The sequence below is a fragment of the Luteibacter jiangsuensis genome, assembly GCF_011742555.1.
Taxonomy (GTDB): Bacteria; Pseudomonadota; Gammaproteobacteria; order Xanthomonadales; family Rhodanobacteraceae; genus Luteibacter; species Luteibacter jiangsuensis.
The window spans coordinates 20,661-45,179 of record NZ_JAAQQR010000013.1; the positions used below are offsets into that span (position 1 = coordinate 20,661).

22 protein-coding genes are annotated in these 24,519 nt (G+C 67.3%); 17 read left to right on the top strand and 5 right to left on the bottom strand.

Features of this window, described 5'->3' with window-relative positions; all coding sequences use genetic code 11:
* Positions 1 to 192 precede the first annotated feature (192 nt).
* The 6 genes from HBF26_RS18910 to HBF26_RS18935 all read left to right on the top strand — a co-directional run bounded on the left by HBF26_RS18910 (position 193) and on the right by HBF26_RS18935 (position 9,854).
* Entirely contained in the window at positions 193 to 1,071 is an 879-nt protein-coding gene (locus HBF26_RS18910; protein ID WP_167129713.1) for a mechanosensitive ion channel family protein, read from the top strand.
* 376 nt (positions 1,072 to 1,447) lie between these two features.
* Positions 1,448 to 3,145 (top strand): dihydrolipoyllysine-residue acetyltransferase, encoded by a 1,698-nt coding sequence (gene aceF / locus HBF26_RS18915; protein WP_167129714.1) that lies wholly within the window; start codon positions 1,448 to 1,450, stop codon positions 3,143 to 3,145.
* A gap of 15 nt (positions 3,146 to 3,160) precedes the next feature.
* On the top strand, positions 3,161 to 4,972 hold the full coding sequence (gene lpdA, locus HBF26_RS18920) for a dihydrolipoyl dehydrogenase (RefSeq protein ID WP_167129716.1): 1,812 nt from the start codon (positions 3,161 to 3,163) through the stop codon (positions 4,970 to 4,972).
* A 62-nt stretch (positions 4,973 to 5,034) separates the two neighbouring features.
* Positions 5,035 to 5,490 carry an REP-associated tyrosine transposase gene (locus tag HBF26_RS18925; protein ID WP_167129718.1) on the top strand — a complete coding sequence of 152 codons (456 nt, stop codon included), beginning with the start codon at positions 5,035 to 5,037 and terminating at the stop codon, positions 5,488 to 5,490.
* 665 nt (positions 5,491 to 6,155) lie between these two features.
* Complete coding sequence (locus tag HBF26_RS18930) at positions 6,156 to 7,487, top strand: APC family permease (RefSeq protein ID WP_167129720.1); 1,332 nt, start codon at positions 6,156 to 6,158, stop codon at positions 7,485 to 7,487.
* Positions 7,488 to 7,652: 165 nt separating this feature from the next.
* Entirely contained in the window at positions 7,653 to 9,854 is a 2,202-nt protein-coding gene (locus HBF26_RS18935) for a beta-agarase (RefSeq protein ID WP_167129722.1), read from the top strand.
* Here HBF26_RS18935 and HBF26_RS18940 read toward each other — a convergent pair.
* The 4 genes from HBF26_RS18940 to HBF26_RS18955 all read right to left on the bottom strand — a co-directional run bounded on the left by HBF26_RS18940 (position 9,840) and on the right by HBF26_RS18955 (position 11,946).
* Positions 9,840 to 10,019, bottom strand: a complete 180-nt coding sequence (locus HBF26_RS18940; protein ID WP_167129724.1) for a DUF2061 domain-containing protein — start codon at positions 10,017 to 10,019, stop codon at positions 9,840 to 9,842. The genes HBF26_RS18935 and HBF26_RS18940 overlap by 15 nt on opposite strands.
* A 91-nt stretch (positions 10,020 to 10,110) precedes the next feature.
* Positions 10,111 to 10,521, bottom strand: a complete 411-nt coding sequence (locus HBF26_RS18945) for a hypothetical protein (RefSeq protein ID WP_167129726.1) — start codon at positions 10,519 to 10,521, stop codon at positions 10,111 to 10,113.
* A gap of 10 nt (positions 10,522 to 10,531) precedes the next feature.
* Positions 10,532 to 10,999, bottom strand: a complete 468-nt coding sequence (locus HBF26_RS18950) for an Mpo1 family 2-hydroxy fatty acid dioxygenase (protein WP_167129728.1) — start codon at positions 10,997 to 10,999, stop codon at positions 10,532 to 10,534.
* A 50-nt stretch (positions 11,000 to 11,049) separates the two neighbouring features.
* A complete protein-coding gene (locus HBF26_RS18955; RefSeq protein WP_167129730.1) occupies positions 11,050 to 11,946 on the bottom strand; it encodes a phosphoribosylaminoimidazolesuccinocarboxamide synthase in 897 nt (298 codons plus the stop codon).
* A 252-nt stretch (positions 11,947 to 12,198) separates the two neighbouring features.
* Between HBF26_RS18955 and HBF26_RS18960 the strand changes: the two genes are divergently transcribed.
* The 11 genes from HBF26_RS18960 to HBF26_RS19010 all read left to right on the top strand — a co-directional run bounded on the left by HBF26_RS18960 (position 12,199) and on the right by HBF26_RS19010 (position 22,959).
* Positions 12,199 to 12,510, top strand: a complete 312-nt coding sequence (locus HBF26_RS18960; RefSeq protein WP_167129732.1) for a c-type cytochrome — start codon at positions 12,199 to 12,201, stop codon at positions 12,508 to 12,510.
* Positions 12,507 to 13,313: a co-chaperone DjlA gene (gene djlA / locus HBF26_RS18965; RefSeq protein WP_167129733.1), complete on the top strand. Its 807-nt coding sequence runs from the start codon at positions 12,507 to 12,509 to the stop codon at positions 13,311 to 13,313. Before HBF26_RS18960 ends, djlA begins: the two co-directional genes overlap by 4 nt.
* 142 nt (positions 13,314 to 13,455) lie before the next feature.
* A complete protein-coding gene (gene rpe, locus HBF26_RS18970; protein ID WP_167129735.1) occupies positions 13,456 to 14,127 on the top strand; it encodes a ribulose-phosphate 3-epimerase in 672 nt (223 codons plus the stop codon).
* A gap of 197 nt (positions 14,128 to 14,324) precedes the next feature.
* Positions 14,325 to 15,071, top strand: a complete 747-nt coding sequence (locus HBF26_RS18975; RefSeq protein ID WP_167129737.1) for an SEL1-like repeat protein — start codon at positions 14,325 to 14,327, stop codon at positions 15,069 to 15,071.
* A 96-nt stretch (positions 15,072 to 15,167) separates the two neighbouring features.
* Positions 15,168 to 15,935, top strand: coding sequence for an SEL1-like repeat protein (locus HBF26_RS18980; RefSeq protein ID WP_167129739.1), 768 nt, complete (start codon positions 15,168 to 15,170; stop codon positions 15,933 to 15,935).
* 587 nt (positions 15,936 to 16,522) lie between these two features.
* On the top strand, positions 16,523 to 17,212 hold the full coding sequence (gene pdsR, locus HBF26_RS18985; protein ID WP_167021781.1) for a proteobacterial dedicated sortase system response regulator: 690 nt from the start codon (positions 16,523 to 16,525) through the stop codon (positions 17,210 to 17,212).
* 123 nt (positions 17,213 to 17,335) lie between these two features.
* Positions 17,336 to 19,333: an ATP-binding protein gene (locus HBF26_RS18990; protein WP_167129741.1), complete on the top strand. Its 1,998-nt coding sequence runs from the start codon at positions 17,336 to 17,338 to the stop codon at positions 19,331 to 19,333.
* A 165-nt stretch (positions 19,334 to 19,498) separates the two neighbouring features.
* Positions 19,499 to 20,974 carry an anthranilate synthase component I gene (gene trpE, locus HBF26_RS18995; protein WP_167129742.1) on the top strand — a complete coding sequence of 492 codons (1,476 nt, stop codon included), beginning with the start codon at positions 19,499 to 19,501 and terminating at the stop codon, positions 20,972 to 20,974.
* Between the two features lie 209 nt (positions 20,975 to 21,183).
* Positions 21,184 to 21,843, top strand: coding sequence for a hypothetical protein (locus HBF26_RS19000; RefSeq protein WP_167129744.1), 660 nt, complete (start codon positions 21,184 to 21,186; stop codon positions 21,841 to 21,843).
* 160 nt (positions 21,844 to 22,003) lie between these two features.
* Positions 22,004 to 22,498 carry a DUF4019 domain-containing protein gene (locus HBF26_RS19005; protein ID WP_167129746.1) on the top strand — a complete coding sequence of 165 codons (495 nt, stop codon included), beginning with the start codon at positions 22,004 to 22,006 and terminating at the stop codon, positions 22,496 to 22,498.
* A gap of 170 nt (positions 22,499 to 22,668) precedes the next feature.
* On the top strand, positions 22,669 to 22,959 hold the full coding sequence (locus HBF26_RS19010) for a hypothetical protein (RefSeq protein ID WP_167129748.1): 291 nt from the start codon (positions 22,669 to 22,671) through the stop codon (positions 22,957 to 22,959).
* A gap of 136 nt (positions 22,960 to 23,095) precedes the next feature.
* Here HBF26_RS19010 and HBF26_RS19015 read toward each other — a convergent pair whose 3' ends face one another.
* On the bottom strand, positions 23,096 to 24,469 hold the full coding sequence (locus HBF26_RS19015; protein WP_167129750.1) for a leucyl aminopeptidase family protein: 1,374 nt from the start codon (positions 24,467 to 24,469) through the stop codon (positions 23,096 to 23,098).
* Between the last annotated feature and the right edge of the window lie 50 nt (positions 24,470 to 24,519).

Here is a 24,519-nt window from a genome sequence, read left to right on the forward strand (position 1 = left end):
TTCTGCTGCCGTATCGTCTATCAAGGACACTGTGGGAGCCGGCTGCGCCGGCGATCCCGCGGCAGCGGGCCGGCTTGTCGCAAACGCCCATCGCCGCTGAAGCGGCTCCCACACAAAGCCGGGGCAACTGCACTTTCAACGGCGCCCTGCTAGCCTCGTTGCGGATTTCAAACGCAACAAAGGCAGGGACACATGATCGACTTCCTCGACCGCCTCGGTATCGACCAGGCCATGCGTGCGCTGGCCCTCACTTACGCCATCCGCATCGGTCTGGCGATCCTCCTGCTGGTGGTCGGCTTCTGGATCGCCGCCCGGCTCGCCAACTTCGGTCGCCGTGCCCTGGAGCGCGCCCGCGTCGACGTCACCCTCGCGCTGTTCCTGCGCAACCTCATCTACGGCGTTCTGCTCGCGCTGCTCTTCATCCAGGTGCTGGGCACCATGGGCGTGCCGACAGCCTCATTCATCGCCGCCATCGGTGCCGCCGGGCTGGCCATCGGCCTTGCGCTGAACAGCTCGCTGTCCAACCTTGCGTGGGGCGTGCTGCTGATCCTGTTCCGTCCGTTCCGCGTGGGCGACTTCGTGACGGTGGGCGGTATCGACGGCACGGTGGAGAGCGTGAATCTCATGCACACGTACCTCGTCACGCCCGACAACCGCCAGGCCGTGGTGCCGAATGCCAAGGTGGGCGGCGATGCCATCATCAATTACAACGTGCGCGGTACGCGCCGTTTCGAACTGAAGGTGGGCATCGGCTACGGCGACGATATCGGCAAGGCGATGCAGGTGGTGCAGGAACTATTCGCCGAAGACGCCCGCATCCTCAAGAACCCCGCGCCGGGCGTATGGACCGAAGGCCTCGGCGATTCCAGCGTGAACCTGGTGATCCGCGGCTGGACCACGGTGCCGGACCTCTGGGAGGCGCAGACCACGCTGCTCCGCCGGATCAAGGAACGCTTCGCCGAGGAAGAGATCACCATCCCGTACCCGCAGAGCGAGATTCGCCTGGTGGGGCCGGCGTCCGGTCAGGAAGGGAAGACCCCGTCGCCGCAGGCATCGTCGAACGACGGTTAGATCGGGCGCCTCCCCCAAAAGCATGGCCTTTTCGCAAGCAGGCTCTGTGTGGGAGCAACTGTCTTTTTCGGAAGCCCCCCCAAGCACAGAGGTTTCCCACAGGAATGCGAGCTTTGTGTGGGAGCCGCTTCAGCGGCGATGGGGGCTCGCGACAAAGCTGCCCGCTGCCGCGGGATCGCCGGCATAGCCGGCTCCCACAGGCTCATGACCTCCACGCGGACGGGAATCCGCCCCAAACGACCGTTTTAATCGTGGAAAACGGGTCCGGGCGCGCTCCTGAGGGATTACAATCGTCCGGTTGCGCCGCAGCACGGGCGCCCATCTTCCCCCGCCAGCGGGTTCGTCCGCCCGCAAGCGCCTGTTTCTAGGAGGTTCCATGGCCGACGTCAAAGAAGCCCGCATTCCCGATATCGGCGGCAAGCCGGTGCCGATCATCGAAATCATGGTCAAGGCAGGAGACCGCGTCGAGAAGGACCAGAGCCTCCTCACGCTCGAATCCGACAAGGCCACGATGGAAGTGCCGGCGCCTTTCGCTGGCGTCATCAAGGAATTGAAGGTGAAGGTCGGCGACGAAGTCGACGAGGGCGCGATCATCGCGCTGATCGAGGCCGAGGGCGATGCCCCCGCCGCTGCGCCGAAGGCTGAAGCCGCCGCCGCCCCGGCACCCGCTCCGGCTCCGGCTCCCGCCCCGGCCCCCGCGGCCGCCAAGGCGCCGTCCGCGTCGAAGTCGTCGGGTCCGGTGGACGTGAAGGTGCCGGACATCGGCGGCAAGCCGGTGCCGATCATCGAGATCATGGTGAAGGCCGGCGACCGCGTCGAGAAGGACCAGAGCCTGATGACGCTCGAGTCCGACAAGGCCACGATGGACATTCCCGCGCCCGCCGCGGGCACGATCAAGGAACTCAAGGTCAAGGTCGGCGACGAGGTCAACGACGGCCACGTCATCGCCATCCTGGACAGCGAGGGCGGCGAGTCCGCCGCGGCTGCCGCAGCCGATACGCAGCCCGCGCCGTCCACGGATAAACCCGGCATCGCCGAGGCACCCGCGCCGGCGCCGCAGCGCGAAACCGCAGCGGCTCCCGCATCCGACACTCCGGCCGGTGGCGCGCCGCGCACGCCGCCGGTGTCCTTCGACGCCAGCGTCATCATGCCGGCCAACGCGCCGTACGCCAGCCCGGCCGTGCGCGCCTTCGCGCGCGAGCTCGGCGTCGACGTGGCGCAGGTGAAGGGCAGCGGCCGCGGCGGCCGCATCCAGCGCGAAGACGTCAGCAACTACGTGAAGCAGGTGATGACCTCCGGCGCGGCACCGTCCGCCGGTGGCGCGGTGGCCGCAGGCGGCGGGCTCAGCCTGCTGCCATGGCCGAAGGTGGACTTCTCCAAGTTCGGCGAAGTGGAAGAGAAACCGCTCGGCCGCATCCCGAAGATTTCGGCAGCGAACCTCGCGCGCAACTGGGCGATGATTCCGCACGTCACGCAGTTCGAGGACGCCGACATCACCGAACTGGAAGCCTTCCGCAAGAAGCTCGGCGAAGAGAACAAGGACCTCAAAATCACCCCGCTCGTCTTCCAGATCAAGGCGGTGGTCGCGGCGCTGAAGAAGTTCCCCACTTTCAACGCGTCGCTCGACGCGTCGGGCGAGAACCTCACGCTGAAGAAGTACTTCAACATCGGCATCGCCGTGGACACGCCGGACGGCCTCGTCGTGCCGGTCATTCGCGACGCCGACAAGAAGGGTCTGCTCGAACTCGCCGCTGAACTGGCGGAGATCTCGAAGAAGGCGCGCGACAAGAAGCTCACCGCCAACGACATGCAGGGCGGCTGCTTCTCCATCTCCTCGCTCGGCGGCATCGGCGGTACGGCGTTCACGCCGATCATCAACGCACCCGAAGTGGCCATCCTCGGCGTGTCGAAGGCGCAGATGAAGCCCGTCTGGAACGGCAAGGAATTCGCGCCGCGCCTCATGCTGCCGCTGTCCCTGTCGTACGACCACCGCGTGATCGACGGTGCCCTGGCCGCGCGCTTCGCCGTGTACCTCGCCACCCAGCTCGGCGACATCCGTCGCCTCTTGCTCTGACGGAGGCCGGCACGCATGGCTAACACGATCGAACTCAAGGTTCCCGATCTCGGCGGCTCGCACGACGTACCCGTCATCGAGATCCTGGTGAAGGTCGGCGACACCGTCGCCAAGGACCAGAGCCTCATCACGCTGGAATCCGACAAGGCCACGATGGACGTGCCCGCCTCCCAGGGCGGCAAGATCGTCGAACTGAAGGTCAAGGTCGGCGACGAGGTCAACGATGGCACCGTCATCGCCCTCGTCGAGGCCGAGGGTGGAGCGCAAGCGCCGGCTGCGGAGAAAGTGGTCGGGCAGTCCGTGACGAAGGACGCGCCCCCGCCGGCACCGCCGTCGCCCGCGCCCGCACCGCCGAAGCAGGCGGCCGCCGCTTCGGCTCCCACGCCCACGGCGGCCGGCGACTCCGGCCGCAAGGCCGACATCGAATGCGAACTGGTCGTTCTCGGCTCCGGCCCGGGCGGCTATACGGCGGCGTTCCGCGGCGCGGACATCGGGCTGGACACCGTGCTGGTCGAGCGTTTCGAATCGCTCGGCGGCGTGTGCCTCAACGTGGGCTGCATTCCGTCGAAGGCACTGCTGCACGCGGCCGCCGTCATCGACGAAGCGGCCGCCATGGAAGCCCACGGCATCGCGTTCGGCAAGCCGAAGATCGACCTCGACAAGCTCCGCACCTTTAAGGAGAAGGTGGTCGGCAAGCTCACCGGTGGCCTCGCGCAGATGGCGAAGGCACGCAAGGTGCGTACCGTCACCGGCGTCGGCAGCTTCATTTCGCCGAACGAAATGGAAGTCCAGACGGCCGAGGGCACCAAGCTCATCCGCTTCCGCAACGCGATCATCGCGGCAGGCTCGCAGCCGGTGAAGCTGCCTTCGGTCCCGTGGGACGACGAGCGCATCATCACGTCCACCGGCGCGCTCGAACTGCGCGACGTGCCGAAGAAGCTGCTCGTCGTGGGCGGCGGCATCATCGGCCTGGAAATGGCCACGGTGTATGCCGGTCTGGGCTCCGAGGTCACGGTGGTCGAACTCGCCGATCAGCTCATCCCGGGCGCCGATGCCGATCTCATCAAGCCGCTGCAGGCGCGCATCGCCAAGCGCTACAAGGGCATCCACCTGAAGACGAAGGTGGTGGAAGCCAAGGCCACGAAGAAGGGCATCGAAGTCACCTTCGACGGCGAGAGCATTCCCGAAACCACCGTGTACGACCGTGTGCTGGTTTCCGTCGGCCGCGTGCCGAACGGCGGCAAGGTCGGCGCAGAGAAGGCGGGCGTCGAAGTCAGCGATCGCGGGTTCATTCCCGTCGACCGCCAGATGCGCACGAACGTGAAGCACATCTTCGCCATCGGCGATCTGGTGGGCCAGCCGATGCTGGCCCACAAGGCCACGCACGAAGCCAAGGTGGCGGCGGAAGCCGCGGCAGGGCAGAAGAGCTTCTTCGACGCGCGCGTGATTCCGTCGGTGGCGTACACCGACCCGGAAATCGCCTGGGTGGGCGTGACCGAGCGCGAGGCGAAGGAAAAGGGCCTGAAGATCGGCGTGGGCAAGTTCCCTTGGGCGGCCTCCGGCCGCGCCATCGGTATCGATCGCACCGAAGGCTTCACCAAGCTCCTGTTCGACGAGGAAACCCACCGCATCGTGGGCGCCGGCATCGTCGGCCCGCACGCGGGCGACCTCATTTCCGAACTGGCCCTGGCCATCGAGATGGGCGCGGAAGCCGGCGACATCGGCCGCACCGTCCACCCCCACCCGACGCTGGGCGAATCCGTGGGCATGGCCGCCGAGGTGTACGAAGGCACCATCACGGATCTTTACATTCCGAAGAAGAAATAACGCGCCTACGCCCGCGGTGCTCACCGGCATCGCGGGCGTTCTGTGTGCGGCATGGTTGGGGTATGCAGCAGCCCCATTCCAAAGACCTTCGTCGAGGCCGAATATCAGAGCCTGGGCAGATCTATCTGATCACTGCGGTGACGTGGAATCGCGCACCGATCTTTCGTGACATCTCCCATGCGCGTCGTGCTTCGCGGATCTGCCATTCGCCATCCGCCTGGAAAGGTGCGAATTGCCTGGCATGGGTACTTATGCCCGATCACTGGCATGGACTGGTGGAGTTGCGCGAAGGAGACATCTCCCGCGTTGTCGCCCGCTATAAGGCCCTCGTCTCCAGTGCCGTCAAGCGCTCGAGCGGGCGTAAATCTCCTGTTTGGCAGAAGTCGTTTCAGGACCGGGCGCTACGTAAGGACGACGACATAGTGGCCGCCGCACGCTACCTCGTGGCGAATCCCCTTCGGGCGGGGCTGGTGGACCGGATCGGTAACTACCCCTATTGGAACGCAGTCTGGCTCTAACGGCGCTGCCCAGGCGATCGTCTTTGCAGGAGTCGCCAGGGCGGGCGAGCTCTGTGTGGGAGCCGCTTCAGCGGCGATGGGTGCTTGCGGCAAGCTGGTCCGCTGCCGCGGGATCGCCGGCGTAGCCGGCTCCCACAGAAGACACTCGACACCTCACAAGGCAAGCAGGCTTTGTGTAGGAACCGCCAAAGTGGGCGCGCTTTGTGTGGGAGCCGCTTCAGCGGCGATGGGTGCTTGCGGCAAGCTGGCCCGCTGCCGCGGGAACGCCGGCGTAGCCGGCTCCCACAGAAGACACTCGACACCTCACAAGGCAAGCAGGCTTTGTGTAGGAACCGCCAAAGTGGGCGCGCTTTGTGTGGGAGCCGCTTCAGCGGCGATGGGTGCTTGCGAGATTGCCCGCTGCCGCGGGATCGCCGGCGTAGCCGGCTCCCACAGAAGACACTCGACACCTCACAAGGCAAGCAGGATTTGTGTAGGAACCGCCAAAGTGGGCGAGCTCTGTGTGGGAGCCGCTTCAGCGGCGATGGGTGCTTGCGGCAAGCTGGCCCGCTGCCGCGGGATCGCCGGCGTAGCCGGCTCCCACACGAACAGCGGGGCCCCGCATAGACCCCGGTTTCCCGCTCGAACCCTATCGCTCCTGCGCGCGCTTATGGCATCGTCGCCGGATGCCAGCCCCTCAGCCAGCCCACTACTTCCGTCGCCTTGGCATCTGGGATGCCGCGATGATCGTCATCGGCGGTGTCATCGGCGCGGGTATCTTCCGCACGCCGGCCACCGTTGCGCAGCTCACCAGTTCCGGCACCGAGGTCATCGTGCTCTGGACGCTCGGCGGCCTGCTCACCCTCGCCGGGGTGCTCTGTTACGCCGAACTCGGCGCGCGGAGACCGCAGGCAGGGGGCACCTATGTCTACCTGCGGGAGGCCTTCGGGCAACTGCCGGCGTTCCTCTTCGGCTGGACCATGGCGCTCATCAACTACCCCGGCAGCGTCGCCGCGGTCGCCACCACGTTCGCCGACTATGCGTGTCGTGCCATCGGCCTGCCGACCGAATGGGTGAAGCCCGTGGCGGTCGGGGCGATCAGCTTCATCGTCGCCGTGAACCTCTTCGGCATCCGCGCCGGTGCCTTGGTGCAGAACACCTTCACCGTCCTGAAGCTCGGTGCCGTCGCGCTCCTGATCGTGGTGGGCCTGTTCCTGGCGCGCGGTCATCTCGGCCTCGCGTTCGCCGCCGACCCGACGCACGATGTGCCGGTGGGCACGATCGTCGGGGCGCTGCTTCCCGCGCTGTTCGCCTACGGCGGATTCCACTACCTCAACGATCTGGCCGGCGAAGTGCGCGAACCGCAGCGCACGCTGCCCCGCGCGCTGGGCCTCGGCATGCTCAGCGTCGTGGTCTGCTACGTGCTGGTGAACGTCGCCTACATGGCGGGCCTCGGTCATGCCGGCCTGGCGGCCAGCACCGCGCCCGCCGCCGACCTCATGCGGCGCGTCTTCGGGGAATCCGGCGCCACGATCATCGCCGTGGGCATCGCGTGTTCCACCTTCGGCTATTGCAGCATCGCCATTGCAGGCGGCGCGCGCGTGCTGCAGGTGATGAGCGCGGACGGCATGTTCTTCCGGCCCATCGCGCGCATCGAACCCCGCACGGGCGCACCGCAGTTCGCGCTGGCGGCGCTGGGCGGGTGGGCGATCGTGCTGATCCTGTCGGGCAGCTTCAATGCGCTGCTGAACTACACGACGGTGGGCGAATGGTTGTCGCATGCCTTCGGCATCGCCACGATCTTCTGGTATCGCAAGAAGCTGAAGTCGGAGCCCTCGCCATACCTCGTGCCCGGTTACCCGTGGTTGCCGCTGATCTTCACCACGACGGTGCTGTGCGTGATCGCGGCGACGGCGATCGATACGCCTGGCGATGCAGGCATGAGCCTGGTCATCATCGCGCTCGGTGTCCCGGTTTATTATCTGTGGCGACGGCGTTCCGCCGTTGCGAGTCGCTGAAGATATCGGCTGGCGCGGCCTCGTGTGGGAGCCGCTTCAGCGGCGATAGGGAGCGTGCGGCAAGCGTGCCCGCTGCCGCGGGATCGCCGGCAAAGCCGGCTCCCACAACTCGCTGCACAGGAAGGTCGCACAACCCATTCATCTCCACCGTGGCAGAGTGATGCCATGCGTGTCTTGATTGCCATCGCCCTTGGCGGCCTCGCCGTCACCGCTCACGGCGCCACGCTGTCGCCGGTAACGCTGTCGCCGGTACATCCCGGGGACGCGCTACGCATCGCCGGCACCGACGCGACACTCGATCCCACCGTGCGCAAGGCCGCCGGTGGTGAGGAACTGGTAGCGGTGACCTTCGAGCCGGCACCGAGGCCGTCGCTCCTGCTGGCGCCGAAGCAAGGGGCTTGGAGCTGGCCAGTCAACGGCACGATGCGCTGGCGCTTACAAAACGGCATGCCCTGGCCCGTGACGCTGATCGTCGACGTGGCCTCCGGAGCGAAGCACCTCACTGCCACGGTCGGCCTTCCTCCCGGTCCGCCGATGACGCTTTCGCTGCCGTTGCACGCGACATCCCCCCGTGCATTCGGGATGCAGGTGGGGCCGCCGATGCCGTTTGCCGGGACTGCTGGTGGCAAAGCGGGGGGCGGTGCTGCGCTCGCCGTTATAGCGGCCCCTACAGGGGTGGCGGGGCTTCGGCTCGTGGCGACCACCGTGGATGGTGCCATCGATGCGGGAGCCGTCACGGCCGTGACGTTGTCGATGCCGAGTCCCGGCGCGCCGCAGACGATCCTGCTCGGCCAACTCGATACCGCGCCCGGCGACGGGGATCTGCGTGCCGCCTATGCCGGCATTGTCGACCGCTTTGGCCAGTACACGCGAGCCACCTGGCCTGAAAAAGTCGCCGACCATGCGTCGCTGAAGGCCCGGGCCAATGCAGCACCGGCCGCGCCGAAGTCGACGAATCTCGACCGCTTCGGCGGCCGTACCGATCTACCCGCCATGCGGGCCACCGGCTGGTTCCACACGCAGAAGCAGGGCGACCGCTGGTGGCTGGTGTCGCCGGAGGGCCACGCGTTCTTCTCGCTCGGCGTGAACGCGGTGAACCTCACCGACGGTCGCACCTATGTGCAGGGGCGGGAATTCATGTTTGCCGACCCGGCTGCCGCGAACGGGAGGTTCGGCGGCGTGGGCGACAGCCGCAGCGACCAGGGATCGCAGCGCGACAATGGGATGAATCACGGGCGCTGGTGGGACGTCTATGCGAACAACGTCGCGCGCTCGTTCGGCGACGGCGACGTGCGCGCCGCATGGCGCAAGCGCACGATCGATCGCTTGAAGGCCTGGCGCTTCAACACCCTCGGCAACTGGAGCGATCCCGCTTTCTCTGTGGGAGCTTCCGACGAATCCCGCATCGCCTATACCGTCCCGATCCTGATCAAGGGCGACTTCAACTCGGTGAGCACCGGTTTCGACTATTGGGGCCGCATGCCCGATCCGTTCGATCCACGCTTCGCCGCCGCCACGCAGGCAGCGGTCGCGAAGGCGACCACGGGCGTGCGCGACGACCCGTGGCTCCTCGGCTACTTCGCCGACAACGAACTTGCCTGGGCGGGGCAGGGACCGCAGGGGCGTTGGGCGCTCGCTATCGGCACGCTCGCGCAAGGGCCTGCCAGCCCCGCCAAGCAAGCCTTCCTGGCATACCTCGAGAAAACCCATGGCGACATCGCGACGTTCGCCAAGGCGTGGGGCGTGCCGGTCACGCGTTGGGACGCGGTGGCGACAGAAGGCTTCAGGGCGCCTCCACCCGACGAAGCCCATCCCGCGATCGCCGTCGACTACATCGCTTTCCTCAAGCTATACGCGGCGCAGTACTTCCGCACGGTGGCCGAGACGCTCAAGAAGGCCGATCCGCACCACCTGTTCCTCGGCGGCCGTCTGGCCGTCCGAACGCCCGAGGTGGAGGAAGCGAGTGCGGCCTATGCGGACGTCACCAGCATCAACACGTATACCGACGTGCCCGAGCATGGCTTCGACGTCGCCGCTTTCCGCAAGCTCGACAAACCCGTGCTGATCACGGAGTTCCACTTCGGTTCGCCGGACAGGGGGCCATTCGGCAGCGGCCTCGCGGCCGTCGCCAACGAGGAGGAGCGCGGCAAGGCTTACGCCCGTTTCGTGGACGCTGCAGCGTCGTCAGGTGTGGTCGTGGGCACGCACTGGTTCCAGTACGTGGACCAGCCGGTCACGGGGCGCATCCTCGATGGCGAGAACGCGCACATCGGGCTGGTCGGCATCACCGACATCCCGTTCGAGGGCTTCACGCGCGCGGTGACCGAAACCAACGCACGCATCGGCGGTGGATCAGGCGGGCGTTAGCGGAATACCGCGATGCCCGCCGCGCGTGAGATCGCGGCCAAAGGCGAAGGCGATGGGCTCCGCGATGCCGAAGAACGTACTGAGTGCCACGTTCTGGTTCACCGCATAGCTCATGGAAAACGCGATGCTGAAGTGCGTGGCCGCGAATTTGATCTGTCGAGCCATGGCTGCTGACTACCGATAAGAATGAATCTCATTATGGGGACGGGCGGGCCCAAGTCCAACTGATGCTGCGAATGGCGCCGATAGGGCACCCCTATCGCCGAATGGCGGTTCCCACCACCATCGCCACCACCATCACGAGCGCCACCGCCATGCAGGCGCTGGTCGGCTTCACCCGGCGGGCATCCACGCGCGGCACCATCCACCACACCAGCCAGGCGCCCAGCACCATGTCCGCCACCAGCGACGCGCGCATCCAGGGCAGGGTGAAGATGGATGCCCCCGGCGCGCGGCCATGCTGCGCGGCAATGACCAGGCCGCCCGTGAGCACGGCGGCCAGTGCCCAGAGCAGGCTGGCGAGGTAGGCCCGGTTGAACACCACCGGGGTCTTTTCCAGCCAGCGCAGCGACAGCCATACGATCAGGGCGGGAACGACCGCGATGGCGCTGGAGTAGATCACCCACCAGATGCCGGCGGAGAACAGGGTCAGGAGGGACTGGGTCACGGTGGGTCCGTCAGTACGACACGCCGAAGCGGCCGAGCGCCTTGCTCATCAGCCACGCCGGGCCGATCAGCAGGTACTGGAGATCGGTGAAGAAGGAGGGACGCCGGCCTTCGATCCTGTGGCCCACGAACTGGCCGATCCAGGCCAGCACGAACACGCCGATCGCCAGCTTCGTGAGGCCGGTGATGCCGATCTCGCGGTAGAGCATGTCGGTGAACAGCGCCAGCGCGACGAAGGCGCCGGCCATGGCCAGTCCGATGACGCGGGAAAGCCGGAAGTAGTAGAAGCAGAAGGCCAGGAACATGGCGAACACGGCCCAGAAGCCGGGTTTGCCGAGCCATTGCGGTACGGGGATCAGCCAGACGAAGGCCACCACCGTCCAGGTGATGGCCGGCACGCAGATCCAGTGGATCAGCTGGTTGGTCGGGTTCTGGTGGTCGCGGCTGTAGTTGCCGAACCACGTTGCTGCGTCACGCATGGGGACCCCCGTGAACCGTGAACCGTGAACCGTGAACCGAAAGCGGCGACTCAATCTAGGCGGATGCCGGCGAGCTTGTCGAGGGCTTCGGCGTATTTCGCGGCGGTACCGTCGATGACTTCTTTCGGGACCTTCGGTGCCGGCGGCGTCTTGTTCCAGCCGACGCGTTCAAGGTAGTCGCGCACGAACTGCTTGTCGTAGCTGGGCGGGCTGATGCCCACGGCGTATTCGTCGGCCGGCCAGAAGCGCGAGGAATCGGGGGTGAGCATCTCGTCCATGATGTGCAGCACGCCGTGCTCGTCGGTGCCGAACTCGAACTTGGTGTCCGCCACGATGATGCCCCGTTCGGCGGCATAGGCCGCGGCGAAGGTGTAGATATCCAGCGTGGCCTTCCGCACGGCGTTGGCCAGCGTTTCGCCCACCGCCGCCACCACGTCATCGAAGCTCACGTTCTCGTCGTGGTCGCCCACGGCCGCCTTCGTCGACGGCGTGAAGATGGGTTCGGGCAGTTTCTCCGCCTGGCGCAGGCCCGGCGGCAGCGTGATGCCGCAGAGCGCTCCCGTGGCCTGGTAATCCTTCCAGCCAGACCCGATGAGGTAGCCGCGCGCGATGGCCTCCACCGGCACGGGCTTCAGGCGCTTCGTCACCACGGCACGCTTCGCGTACAGCGCGGGATCCACGCCCTTCGGGAGCACCGAGGCCACGTCGTCACCGGTGAGGTGGTTGGGGATGATGTGCGCCGTTTTCGCGAACCAGAAGTTCGAGATCTGGGTGAGCATCTCGCCCTTGCCCGGAATCGGGTCGGGCAACACCACGTCGAACGCCGAGAGCCGATCGGTCGCCACCATCAGCAGGCGGTTGCCGGGCAGGGCGTAGACGTCGCGCACCTTGCCGCGGTGGATGAGTTCCAGGCCGGGGAGGTCGGATTGCGAAAGGGTGGTGGGCACGGTGGGCTCCAGATAGGGCGGCTAGCCTTCCATTGTAGCGCTCGCCACCGGCGTTTCCCCGCGTAGGAGCGCGCCCTGCGCGCGACGTCTTTTGAGGCCGTGACCGGGGGCTTGCGCGCCAGCCTCGAGCCTGACGCGAAAAGACGTCGCGCGCAGGGCGCGCTCCTACGCGAATGGCGTCGCATGCTGCGGGAGGAGGCCCCTGCCACCGGGCCTGCTAGAATCCCGGGTTACCGCCCCCATAGCCTTGCCATGCGAATCCTTTCGACCGCGGCGCTAGCCCTGGCCCTGTCCGCCCCTGTCCTCGCCGCGCCGCCCGAGAAGCCGGCGCGCCTCGGCCTGTGCGCCGCCTGTCACGGTGAAGACGGTGTCGGCAGGATCCCCGGCGCCCCCAACCTGGCGGGGCAGAAGCTCGACTACCTGCGCGAGGCACTGCGCCAGTACCGCGACGGCCGCCGCGACATTCCCGTGATGCGCGCCGCGACCGGCCCTCTCACCGATGCGGAACTCGACCGGCTCGCCGAGTGGTATTCCGCCCTTCCGCCTCCCAAGGCCGCTCAATGAATTTCACCGGCACGCTCATCGGCGCCGTCCTCGGCATGTGGATCACCCACAACCTCCTCGGCGCCATCGTCGGCGGCGCGCTCGGCTTCATGTTCGACGCCAGTCGTCAGCAGCAACGGCGGCGCACCCCGGCCCAGGGCGGCTATATCGCCCCGCTGTTTGCCCTGATCGGCGCGGTCGCGAAGGCCGACGGCCGCGTCTCCGAGGCCGAGATCGCCATCGCCGAGCGGCTCATGGCGCGCATGGGGCTCGACCAGGACGACCGCCGCACCGCCATCGACGCCTTCAACGAGGGCAAGCAGCCCGAATTCAATGCCACCGCGGTGATCGACGAGTTGCGCCATTGGGTCGGCCACCGCCGCGACCACGCGTTCCCTGTGATCGACGTGGTGATCGAAACGGTGCTGGCGGAAGGCAATCCCTCGCCGGAGAAGATGGCCCTGCTTCGCCAGCTGGCCTTCGCCCTGCGTGTCAGCGACATGGAACTCATGGCGCTCATGGCGATGAAGGGCTACGCATGGAACGCCGGCGCCGGCGGCCGCGCCTACGGTGGCCGGGCCAGCGGCGGCGGCTATGTGCCCCCGCAACGGAACACCCAGGGGCCCGACCCCTACGCCATCCTCGGCATCCAGCGCGACGCCGACGACCGCGCCATCAAGCGTGCCTACCGCAAGCTCATTTCCGAACACCACCCCGACCGCCTGGGCGACCTGCCGGAAGACATGCGCCGACGCGCCGAAGCCCGCGCCAGCGAGATCAACGCGGCTTACGAACGCATCAAGGCGGAGCGGGGGTTCAAGTAATCCCATGGCAGCCGCGTATGATTCGTCCGGCGTGCGTCTGTGGGAGCCGGCTATGCCGGCGATCCCGCGGCAGCGGGCCAGCGTTTCCGCGAGCAGCCATCGCCGCTGAAGCGGCTCCCACATAAACGAACCGGTGTCCGCCATGGCCAAGCAATCCCCCGTCATCGCCCCGTCCATCCTTTCCGCTGATTTCGCCCGTCTGGGCGAAGACACGCGCAAGGTGCTCGATGCCGGCGCGCAATGGGTGCATTTCGATGTGATGGACAACCACTACGTGCCCAACCTCACCATCGGGCCCATGGTGCTGAAGGCGCTGCGCAACTACGGCATTACCGAGCACATCGACGTGCACCTGATGGTGAAGCCGGTGGATCGCATCGTGCCGGATTTCGCCAAGGCCGGCGCGCGCAGCATCAGCTTCCACCCGGAAGCCACCGAGCACGTGGACCGCACCATCCAGCTCATCAAGGACGAAGGCTGCGAGGCCGGCCTGGTGTTCAATCCCGCCACGCCGCTCTCGTGGCTGGACTACGTGATGGACAAGATCGACATGGTGCTGATCATGTCGGTGAACCCGGGCTTCGGCGGGCAGAAGTTCATTCCCACGGCGCTGGACAAGATCCGCCACGTGCGCGAGCGCATCGACGCGAGCGGCCGCGCCATCCGCCTGGAAGTGGACGGCGGCGTCACGCCCGACAACATCGGCCAGATCGCCGCCGCGGGCGCGGATACCTTCGTGGCCGGTTCGGCCATCTTCAACGCGCCGGACTATGCCGATGTCATCCGCCGCATGCATGCGGCCATTGGCGGTTGATCGCCTGGCGGGCGACGGTTTTCACATGTCGATAGCAATTCCACTGCTAAGGTGAAGCGGCCCACCGGGAAGTGATGTCCCCGCCGGGTTGGGACGCCGCTCCGGACCGTGACGGCGTTTCAGGGGAGGACTCCACAGCGCGGTCCGAAGCTGCTCCGTGTACCGGGGGTACCGTGAGACAACCGTCGGAGTCGATCATGAAATGCATCGCATCGTTCGTTCTCTCCTTCGCGGCACTTTCCGCCGCGCCTCTCGCCGTTGCGGGCGAGAAACCCCAGCCGCTGCCCGATCAGAAGGACGCCGTTTCGCGTTCCCTCATGCCTTGTCCGGGTGGCCTGGAGCGCTTCCTCCCGGGCGATTACTACTTCTGCTCCGCGGCCCGCAGCTACTGGAGCGGGCATGACGGTCTTGCCCGGCAGAGCCTGCTCAACGCCGCCGCGTGGGGCAGCAAGCCTGCGCAGTACGCGCTCGGCGTGATGTACTTCAATGGCGATCATGCGGAGAAGAATCGCCCGCTTGGCCTCGCGTGGCTGGCGTTGGCCTCGGAACGGCACGACCCCGCTTACGAGCCGACCTTCGTCTCGGCTTACCAGCAGGTGACGCCGGATGAGCTTTCCCAGGCGAATGCCTATTGGAAAGACATGAAGGGCACCTACGCCGATGCCGTGGCGGCACCACGCGCGGAACGCCGCTTCGACCGCGAATACCGGCAGATCGCCTGGGCGGTGAATTTCGGCGGCAGCATCTTCATCGACGGCGTGACGCTGCCTTACGGATACGCCGGTATTCCCGGCGGTGAGCCGCTGCAAAGCGGCTTCTCGCTCGGCCGCATACTGCAGACCCAGAAGGCCATGTACTTCTACGGGTACAACAGTCACGTGTTCGTGGGCGATGCCGAACTGGTGCCGATCAGCCAGGTGACCACGGCGGCCCGACACGACTAGCCGGATCGGAGTAACCTCCGGAAAGCCGTCCGTCGCTCGACGGACGGCCCGCGGGGGCGGGGGCTCAAAAATCCAACGAACATGGAGGCAGTGATCATGCCAGCCGTAAGGATCTTCGCGTTCGTACTGTTCTGCGTTTCGACCGCCGCCGTTGCCGGCGAAGCGGTGCCCGACAACCCCAGGGAGGCCATCAAGGCGTCCGTCAGGTCCTGCGCCACCGGACTCGAACGGCTGCTTCCCGGGGAGTACTACTTTTGCGCCGGCGTGCGCGATTACGGCCAGGGCCACGACAGCCGTGCGGAGGAGCGCTTCCGCGACGCAGCCTATTGGGCGAGCAAGCCGGCTCAGTACGTGCTGGGACTCATGTATTTCAACGGCGACAGGGGCAAGGTGAACCGCCCCCTGGGCGTGGCATGGCTGGCGCTGGCGGCCGAGCGCCACGATCCGCTGTATGAAAAGGCCTTCACGCGTGCCTACCTCGGAAGCTCGCCGGAGGAACGCGCGCAGGCCGATACCTACTGGCGCGACTTGCGCGATCGGTACGCCGATCCCGTGGCGGGCAAGCGCGCGCACCGGCGTTATCTTGCCGAGATGCGGATGATCGAAGCCGCGACCGCCGTCGGCGGTTCCATCTTCATCAACGGGCTGTCGCCGCCGAATGGCGAATCCCTCGGGCAGTTCGGCGCCGACGGCGATCCGAACCGCGTCGGAGGAGGCTCCAGTTTCAGCATGAACAAGTTGCTGTCGCACGCGGGCGAGGATTATTTCCGCGGCATGGCCGGCACCGTCACGGTGGGTGAAGTACAGCAGACGGAGCTGCTGCCGATCGGACAGGTGGCCTCGCGCGTTCGCGCGCCCCAATAACGGCTCGCAAAAAGCTCCCCCGTCCATGTGGATGGGGGAGTGAAGGAGGCTCCGGGGGGAGGAGCTCAGGGGAAAGGGTTAAACGGGCTGCCAGTTGGGGTCGGGTTCCGCCGGCCCGGCGACCGGCGCGCTTCCGTGCGCGCCGGCCGCGCCAAGGCCTTCCATGGCCGGTTCCACGAAGTCGTCGAAAAGATCCATGGTCATGCCTCCGTCAATGCACGCCGAAAAGCAGGCCCAGCAGCAGCGCGCCCAGGGCAAGGGCGACGCGCAGGGGTTCGAAGTCGCGTTCGAGTTCGGTGTTGTCGGCGTCGGGCTTGGTTTTCATGGGTTCTCCTCCGGCGCCGGATGTCACGCCGTCATGCACAGTTGAAAGCCGCACGCGGCGGGCGGGGCGTCCTGTCCAGGGCAATCCGCGGATCGTTTATGGCAAAAGGGGGGCAAAGACTTCGTTCACGGCCGGAGGGGCCGGAATCGTGCTTGCGGGCGGCGTTCAGGGAGGCGAAACGCGGGCAATGCGGGTGCGGGTCTTGCAGCGCGGGCGGGCACATAGCACGCTGCGCACGCCGAACCCATCCACGGAATGCCCCATGGCCCGCAGTATCGCCATCGTCGAAGACGAACCCCTCATCCGCGCCAATTACGTGGAGGCCCTGAATCGCTTCGGTTACGAAACGCGCGGTTACGGCTCGCGGGGCGAGGCATCGAACGCCTTCGCCATGCGCCTGCCCGAACTCGTGATCATCGACATCGGCCTGGGCGACGAGCCCGAAGGCGGCTTCGACCTCTGCCGCGAACTCCGTGCGAAGTCGGCCACGCTCCCGATCATCTTCCTCACGGCGCGGGATTCGGACTTCGACGTGATCTCGGGCCTTCGCCTCGGCGCGGACGACTACCTTTCCAAAGACACCAGCCTGCACCAGTTGGCCGCCCGCATCGCCGCGCTGTTCCGCCGCATCGAGTCGCTGAAGACGCCCACGGCCAGCGAGACCGTGATCGAGCACGGCCCGCTGAAGCTGGAATCGGAGCGCATGCGCGTGCTGTGGAACGGCATCGAGATTCCGCTGACCGTGACCGAATTCTGGATGGTGCACACGCTGGTGCGTTTCCCCGGCCACGTAAAGAATCGTGACCAGCTCATGCGCGAAGCGGAACTGGTGGTGGACGATGCCACCATCACCTCGCACATCAAGCGCATCCGCAAGAAGTTCGTAGCCCTGGCGCCGGACTTCGATGCCATCGAGACGGTGCACGGGGTGGGCTATCGCTGGACGCCGTGATGTAGGAGCGCGCCCTGCGCGCGACATGTTTTGGGGCCTTGCCCCGGAGCTGGCGCGCAGGCTTGTGGACTGGCGCGAAAAGAAGTCGCGCGCAGGGCGCGCTCCTACAATGCCCTGCATACCATGACCCTCCGCCAAAAACTCCTCCTGGTCGCACTGTGCACGCTGGCGCTTCCCGTCGCCGGATGGCTTTACGTGCGGCAGATGGAAACGCTGCTGCGCGAAGGGCAGGCCCAGGCCCTGCTGGCGTCGGCGCGCGCGATGGCGCGCAGCCTCGTGGTGGTGGATGCGCCGCTGCCGCCCGCCGGCCCCGCGTGGTATCTGCAACGCACGCCGGTGCCGATCACGATCGACGGTTACGGCGACGACTGGGCGTCCCTCAGCCCTTGGGCACAGACCTTCGGCAGCAACGCGAAGGTGATGCTCGCCGAAGACGATCACTGGCTGTATTTCAGCGTGGAAGTGCGTGCGCCGCAGCGGCGGCGTGCGGACGCCGGCGACCGCCTGGCGCTCAGCGCGGACCATCTCATCGTCTCCATCGCCAGCGGCGAGGACGCGCAGCGCTACCTGCTGGCCAGCGCGGCGCCGGGCCCCACGACTGCCATCGCGCTCGATGCCGAGGCGGGCGTGCTGCCCGACCGCATCAGCGCGCAATGGCAGGAAGACGGCAGCGGTTTCCGTGTGGAGTTCAAGCTGCCGCGCGGCCTTCGCCTCGATCGTTTCGGCCTCGGCGTGCACGTGGCCGCCGCCGGCGACAATGAACCGCTGAGCGCCGAGAGCCGCCCGCTCGTCGACTTCTCCCCGGCGCTGTCGCAGGAACTGGCGCGCCTGGCACCGGACGGTGTGCGGGTGCGCCTGCTGTCCCCCGATGCGTGGCTGGTGGCGCAGAGTGGCAGGCTGGACCTGCCGGATCTTCCCGCGTCCGAGCGCCCCGGCTGGTTCGCGTCGCTGGTGTACCGCTCGTTGCTGGCCACCCGCTTCGACGCGGAGAGCGCCTGGGCGGAAGATGCGCCGCGCATCGATCTTCCGGAGGTGCGCGAAGCTATCGCAGGAAAACCCGCCACCGCATGGCGTGCCGGCGAGGCGCGAAGCAGCGTCGTGCTGGCCGTGGCAATGCCCGTGCAGGCGCGCGGGAAACTGCACGGCGTGGTGCTTCTGGAGCAGCCTAGCCGCGCCGTGCCGCTGCTGGCAAACCGGGCCTTGTTCGGCCTCCTGCTTACCAGCTTCGCGGTGCTGCTCGTGGCGGGCGGCGTGCTGCTGCTGTTCGCCACGCGGCTGACGATTCGCCTTCGCCGGCTGCGCAACGCGGCCGAGCGCGCGCAGGCGAACGACGGGCGGTTCGACGGGCCTTTCCCGCTGACCGACGCCGGCGACGAACTGGGCGACCTCGCGCGCAGCTTCGAGCGCCTGTTCGACGTGGTGGGTGGCTATACCGATTACCTGCGCACGCTGGCCTCGAAGCTCTCGCACGAGTTGAACACGCCGTTGGCGATCGTGAAATCCTCGCTGGACAACCTCGATCACGCCGGCTTGCCCGCCGAGGCGGAGCCTTATCTGGCGCGCGCCCGTGACGGCGTGGCGCGCCTGGGGGCGCTGGTGCGCGCCATGAGCGAAGCCAGCCGCATGGAACGGGCCATTGCCGCCGCGGAAGCCGAGGACGTCGACCTGGCCGACATCGTCCGCGGCTGCGCCGAAGGCTACCGGGTGCTCGCGGGCGAGCGCCGGCTGGAGGTGGAACTGCCCGGAACGCCGGTCTTCATGCACGTGTCGCCGGAACTCGTGGCCCAGGCGCTGGACAAGCTGTTCGACAACGCGCTGTCCTTCACGCCGGCCGATGGATGGATGCGCATCGCGCTGCGTGCGGCGCCCGACGGCGCGGACATCGAACTCGCCAACCAGGGCCCGCCGCTGCCGGCGGCGATGCAGGGGCGGCTGTTCGACTCGCTGGTGAGCCTGCGCGACAAGGCCACGCCGGGCGATGCCCCGCATCTCGGGCTGGGTCTGTACGTGGTGCGCCTGGTGGCCGAACGGCACCAGGGCAGCGCCAGCGCCCGCAACGTCGAGGGCGGCGTGGCCTTCACCCTTCACCTGAAAGGCCTGCCTCGCCAGCGTCTGGCCTGAAATGACGAGAAGGCCCCGGTAGGAGCGCGCCCTGCGCGCGACAGCCTTTCGCCCAGGTCCGCAAACACACTTGCAGAGGCTCGCGAAAAGCTGTCGCGCGCAGGGCGCGCTCCTACCGGGGGGATCGCCTACAATCGGGGATTCATCCCCACAGTCCCGCCTTCGATGATCTCCCGCGAACAATTCGACGCCTACGCCGCGCAGGGCCACACGCGCATTCCGCTGGTGCGCGAGGTGTTTTCCGACCTCGACACGCCGCTGTCGGTGTACCTGAAGCTGGCCGACGGCCCGTACACCTTCCTGTTCGAATCGGTGGAGGGCGGCGCTACCTGGGGACGCCATTCCATCATCGGCCTGCCGGCGCGCCGGGTGTACCGCCTGCGCGGGCACGAACTGGAAGTGGAGGAAAGCGGCGAGGTCGTCGAACGTCGCCACCTCGACGATCCGCTCGGCGAGATCGAAATCTTGCGCAAGCAGTACGACGTGCCGAAGCTCCCGGGCTTGCCCGACTTCACCGGCGGCCTCGTCGGCTACTTCGGTTTCGAGACCATCGGCTACATCGAAAAGCGCCTGGCGCAGTGGGACAAGAAGGACGAGCTCGGCACGCCCGACGTGCTGCTGATGCTTGCCGACGAAGTGGCGGTGTTCGACAACCTCAAGGGGCGCCTCTACCTCATCGTCCATGCCGATCCGTCGCGTCCGCAGGCGTACGCGGAAGCCTCGCGTCGGCTCGACGCGCTCGCCTTCCGCCTGCGCCAGGGCGGTGTGTCGTATCCGCAGCTGCTGCAGCCCGAAGCGCTCGACGAGTCCGACTTCAAATCCTCGTTCACCCGCGAGGAATACGAGACGATGGTGCGCACCGCGCAGGAATACATCCGCGCCGGCGACATCTTTCAGGTGGTGCCTTCGCAGCGCCTCAGCATCGGTTTCAACGCGCGCCCGGTGGATGTGTACCGTGCGCTGCGCGCGATGAACCCGTCGCCGTACATGTTCTTCATCGACATCGGCCCCACGCAGATCGTGGGCTCGTCGCCGGAGATCCTGGTGCGCCTGAAGAACGGCCGCGTGGTACTGCGCCCCATCGCCGGCACGCGCCGCCGCGGAAAGGACGAAGCGGAAGACGTCGCCCTGGAAACGGAACTGCTCGCCGATCCGAAGGAACGCGCCGAGCACCTCATGCTCATCGACCTCGGCCGCAACGACGTGGGCCGGGTGAGCAAGACGGGCACGGTGGAGCTTGCCGAATCCTTCGTAGTGGAGCGCTATTCGCACGTGATGCACATCGTGTCGCAGGTGGAAGGCGAGATTGGCGACAACCTGTCGTACATGGACGTGATCAAGGCCACGTTCCCTGCGGGCACCGTGAGCGGCGCGCCGAAGATCCGCGCGCTGGAAATCATCCAGGAGCTGGAGCCGTTCAAGCGCAACATCTACGCCGGCGCCATCGGTTGGCTCGGCTGGTGGGGCGATGCGGATACGGCCATCGCCATTCGCACGGCCGTGATCCAGGACGGTCGCCTGCACGTGCAGGCCGGCGGCGGCGTCGTTTTCGACTCCGACCCTGCGGCTGAGTGGGAAGAAACCATGAACAAGGGCCGCGCGCTGTTCCGCGCGGTGGCACAAGCGGCGAAAGGGCTGTGATCTCTGAGAGCCGACTTATGTGCAAGTCGGCTCCCATGTACAAGCCGGCTTTATGTGGGAGCCGGCTTTATGTGGGAGCCGGCTTTGCCGGCGATCCCGCGGCAGCGGGCCATCTTGCCGCGAGCACCCATCGCCGCTGAAGCGGCTCCCACAAAGTGCAACGAAGCGCCGCGGCCACCGGACCATACGAACACCGTGAAGGATTACCCATGAACAGCCGTACCATTCTTGCCGCCACCTCCATCGCCGTCCTGGCCGCCACCGCGCAGGCGCGCGAGCCGTGGAGCGACGACGTGGCGTCGCGCACGCAGGCGCTGGCGCTGCTGCAGACGCTCAACGCCGACCTGCTCAGCCATCCCAGTGCCACGCTCACGCTGGAACGCTGGTGCGGCGGCCACGGCCTGGCGCCGGAAGCGAAGATCCTGGCCCGCCGCGTGAAAGGGCAGGACAAACCGTTGCCCGACGCCGAGCGCGCCACCCTCGGCATCGGCGCGGATGAGCCGGTGCGGTATCGCCGCGTGCAGCTGGCATGCGGCGAGCACGTGCTGTCCGAAGCCGACAACTGGTACGTGCCCTCGCGCCTCACACCGGAGATGAACCGCATCCTCGACACCACCGACCAGCCCTTCGGCAAGGTGGTGCAGGCGCTGCACTTCCGCCGCCAGACGCTCAGCGCCGATCTGCTGTGGTCCCCGCTTCCCGCCGGCTGGGAGATGGACGCGCCGTTGCCCCCGCCGCACAAGGGGCCGCTGGCCATCCCCTACGAGGTGCTGCGCCACCGTGCGGTCCTCTACACCGAGGCCAACCAGCCCTTCAGCCTGGTGGTCGAGACCTACACGTCCGAGGTCCTGGCCTTCGGGCGGCGCTAGTCGCCCCGCGAAGCGCGCTGTCTGTGGGAGCCGGCTCCGCCGGCGATCCCGCGGCAGCGGGCATTCCGGCCCCAGCCAACCCGCTTATCCCATCCGGCCGACTTGGCAGCGGGCAGCGGGCACCGGAAGCTGGGCCTGTCCCCATGACGGAGGAGGGACCATGTCCACGGTGCCCGCACCCGCACGAAAGCCTGCCCCGACCGGCGTTCCCGGAACGAACGCGCTCGGTTCGCTGTTGAGCATCAGCAATGCGCCGCGGCTCGGTCCGCAGCCGAATTCGCTGGACAACGCCGTGAGTTGCGCCACCCACTGGGTACGCATGTCCGACGGCCGCCGTGCCGACGCCATGTGGCTGGAGGCCGGCGCGATGATGCAGAAGATGGTGCCCCGCGCGGAATGGGTGCGCTACCTGCGCAAGATCCGTCTCGACCGCGGCCAGCTTGTCGGTCGCGAATGGTTCGAAGTGACGCGCGTGCGCGATCCGGTGGGGCTTCCCGCCGGCGATTACCTCAACGTGATCTTCGTATCGCACTACACACGCGCCGTGCTGTTCGAAACCGTGTCGCTCGCGCCCGGCGGCCCGGGCGGCGGCAACTGGTTGCCGGTGGGCTACGTGATTCGCCCGGTGCAGCGCGAGATCGCATTCGTGTCATAGGCGCGGCCTGAGACACTCCGCGTGTGGCGGACTCACCTGCAGGCAGGCGCCTGCAGGGATGGTGCGCCGACCCCGGGCAGGAAAACGCTGAACAGATCCAGGCCGTGCGCCGATTTCCCTCGCAGGTGTCGTTGTCATACTTGCCGGCACGCGCAAGCAGGGAGTACACCATGAGCCACTTCGACGCACCCGCCCGCGGCTACACCCGCCCGCCGATGACACGCGGTGTGGACCCTCAACGCATGAACTGGCTATGGCAGCTGATTCTCGAAGCCACGGGGCTCGATTCCGCCGACGTACGCGACGCGTTGAACGCATGCGGCGTGCCCGTGACAGACAAGCGGCTGGCCAGTTGGCGGGTAACCGACAAAGACGACGACTATTTCCCGCTCACCATCGCGGAACTGGAGCGCAACCTGCGTTCCGTCGTGGCGTGGAAGGCTAAGCGCGCCACCTCATAGGAGCGCGCCCTGCGCGCGACATGTTTTGAGGCCGTGCCTGGGAGCTGCCGCGCCAGCTTGCGGACCGGCGCGAACACATGTCGCGCGCAGGGCGCGCTCCTACCGGGCGACGGCACCGGCACCGGCAACGAGCCTGTCAGGAATACCGCTCGGACAGAAAACGGAAGAACGCGCGCAGGCCCTGGGCCTCGCCGCCGCGCGGGTGCGCCGGGCGGTCGCCGTCGTTCCAGGCGTAGGTGTCCAGGTGCATCCAGTTCTGGTTGTCGGGGACGAAACGTTCCAGGTACAGCGCGGCGGTGATCGCGCCGGCATGGCGCGAGGGGCCCGCGTTGGCGAAGTCGGCCACGTACGACTCCAGCATGCGCCGGTACGGGCGCCACAGCGGCAAGCGCCACAGCGGGTCGTTCGTCAATTCGGCGGCACCGATCACCTGGTCGGCCAACTGGTCGCGGTTCGTGAACAGGGCAGGCAACTCCGGCCCCAGCGCGACACGCGCCGCACCGGTGAGCGTGGCGAAATCCACGATCAGATCCGGCGCCTGCTCCACCGCGTAGGCCAGTGCGTCGCACAGCACCAGGCGGCCTTCGGCGTCGGTGTTGTCCACTTCGACGGTATGCCCCGCGCGCGTGCGGATCACCTCGCCCGGACGCATCGCGTTGCCGGCAATGGCGTTTTCCACAGCGGGCACCAGCAGCGTGAGCCGCACGGGCAGCTTTGCCTTCATCACCAGACCGGCGAGGGCGATGGCGTGTGCCGCGCCGCCCATGTCCTTCTTCATCCAGCGCATGCCGTCGGCAGGCTTGATGTCGAGGCCGCCGGTGTCGAAGCACACGCCCTTGCCCACGATGGCGAGCTTCGGGTTCGAGGCCTTGCCCCAGGTGAGTTCGATGAGGCGCGGCGCGCGGTGGCTGGCACGGCCCACCGCATGGATGGTGGGGAAGTTGTCCTTCAGCAGTTCGTCGCCGACCCACTCTCGCACGGTGGCCTTGTGCTGCTCCGCGTGCGCGTGGATCGCCTGTGACAGGTGCTCGGGGCCCATGTCCTCGGTGGGCGTGTTCACCATGTCGCGCACTTCGAAGGTGGCGTCGATCAAGGGCTGCAGCGCGCGGATCGTGGCCGGCGTGACCAGAAGCTGCGCGGGCTTGCGCTCGTACGAGCGATAGCGGTCGAAGCGGTACGAGCCCAGCGCCCATCCCAGCACGACGAGTTCGCGATCCTCGAACACGCCATCGGCGGACAACTCGTAGAGACCTTCCGGAAGGCGGAAGGGAAGGCCGCCCAGCGCGGCAAGGGGATTGTGCCGATCCACACCGACCAGCACCCGCGCTATCTCACCCGCGCCGCCCGGCAGCACCGCGAGGGCGCCCGGCTTGGGCCGGAAGCCGGTGGATGCGAGCCACTGGCGCTGTGCCGCATCCAGGCGCGCTTCGGCGGCCTGCATGTTGGCGGCATCGACGGTTTCGATAGGGACGGCGCGTTTGCCGGACTTGCGATCGATCAGCGGTGACATCAGGCCTCCCGTGCCTCGCGGTCGCGCACGGCCGCGTCAAAGGGTTCGTG

Bases quoted from the DNA above. Each gene is read 5' to 3' on its own strand.
- pdsR (WP_167021781.1), top strand. From the start codon at position 16,523: ATGGCCCGCAGTATCGCCATCGTCGAAGACGAACCCCTCATCCGCGCC.
- HBF26_RS18930 (WP_167129720.1), top strand. From the start codon at position 6,156: ATGCCAGCCCCTCAGCCAGCCCACTACTTCCGTCGCCTTGGCATCTGG.
- HBF26_RS18960 (WP_167129732.1), top strand. From the start codon at position 12,199: ATGCGAATCCTTTCGACCGCGGCGCTAGCCCTGGCCCTGTCCGCCCCT.
- HBF26_RS19015 (WP_167129750.1), bottom strand. From the start codon at position 24,469: ATGTCACCGCTGATCGATCGCAAGTCCGGCAAACGCGCCGTCCCTATC.
- djlA (WP_167129733.1), top strand. From the start codon at position 12,507: ATGAATTTCACCGGCACGCTCATCGGCGCCGTCCTCGGCATGTGGATC.
- HBF26_RS18940 (WP_167129724.1), bottom strand. From the start codon at position 10,019: ATGGCTCGACAGATCAAATTCGCGGCCACGCACTTCAGCATCGCGTTT.
- HBF26_RS18950 (WP_167129728.1), bottom strand. From the start codon at position 10,999: ATGCGTGACGCAGCAACGTGGTTCGGCAACTACAGCCGCGACCACCAG.
- HBF26_RS18925 (WP_167129718.1), top strand. From the start codon at position 5,035: ATGCAGCAGCCCCATTCCAAAGACCTTCGTCGAGGCCGAATATCAGAG.
- HBF26_RS18980 (WP_167129739.1), top strand. From the start codon at position 15,168: ATGCCAGCCGTAAGGATCTTCGCGTTCGTACTGTTCTGCGTTTCGACC.
- HBF26_RS19010 (WP_167129748.1), top strand. From the start codon at position 22,669: ATGAGCCACTTCGACGCACCCGCCCGCGGCTACACCCGCCCGCCGATG.
- HBF26_RS18935 (WP_167129722.1), top strand. From the start codon at position 7,653: ATGCGTGTCTTGATTGCCATCGCCCTTGGCGGCCTCGCCGTCACCGCT.
- HBF26_RS18975 (WP_167129737.1), top strand. From the start codon at position 14,325: ATGAAATGCATCGCATCGTTCGTTCTCTCCTTCGCGGCACTTTCCGCC.
- aceF (WP_167129714.1), top strand. From the start codon at position 1,448: ATGGCCGACGTCAAAGAAGCCCGCATTCCCGATATCGGCGGCAAGCCG.
- HBF26_RS19000 (WP_167129744.1), top strand. From the start codon at position 21,184: ATGAACAGCCGTACCATTCTTGCCGCCACCTCCATCGCCGTCCTGGCC.
- trpE (WP_167129742.1), top strand. From the start codon at position 19,499: ATGATCTCCCGCGAACAATTCGACGCCTACGCCGCGCAGGGCCACACG.
- HBF26_RS19005 (WP_167129746.1), top strand. From the start codon at position 22,004: ATGTCCACGGTGCCCGCACCCGCACGAAAGCCTGCCCCGACCGGCGTT.
- lpdA (WP_167129716.1), top strand. From the start codon at position 3,161: ATGGCTAACACGATCGAACTCAAGGTTCCCGATCTCGGCGGCTCGCAC.
- rpe (WP_167129735.1), top strand. From the start codon at position 13,456: ATGGCCAAGCAATCCCCCGTCATCGCCCCGTCCATCCTTTCCGCTGAT.
- HBF26_RS18990 (WP_167129741.1), top strand. From the start codon at position 17,336: ATGACCCTCCGCCAAAAACTCCTCCTGGTCGCACTGTGCACGCTGGCG.
- HBF26_RS18910 (WP_167129713.1), top strand. From the start codon at position 193: ATGATCGACTTCCTCGACCGCCTCGGTATCGACCAGGCCATGCGTGCG.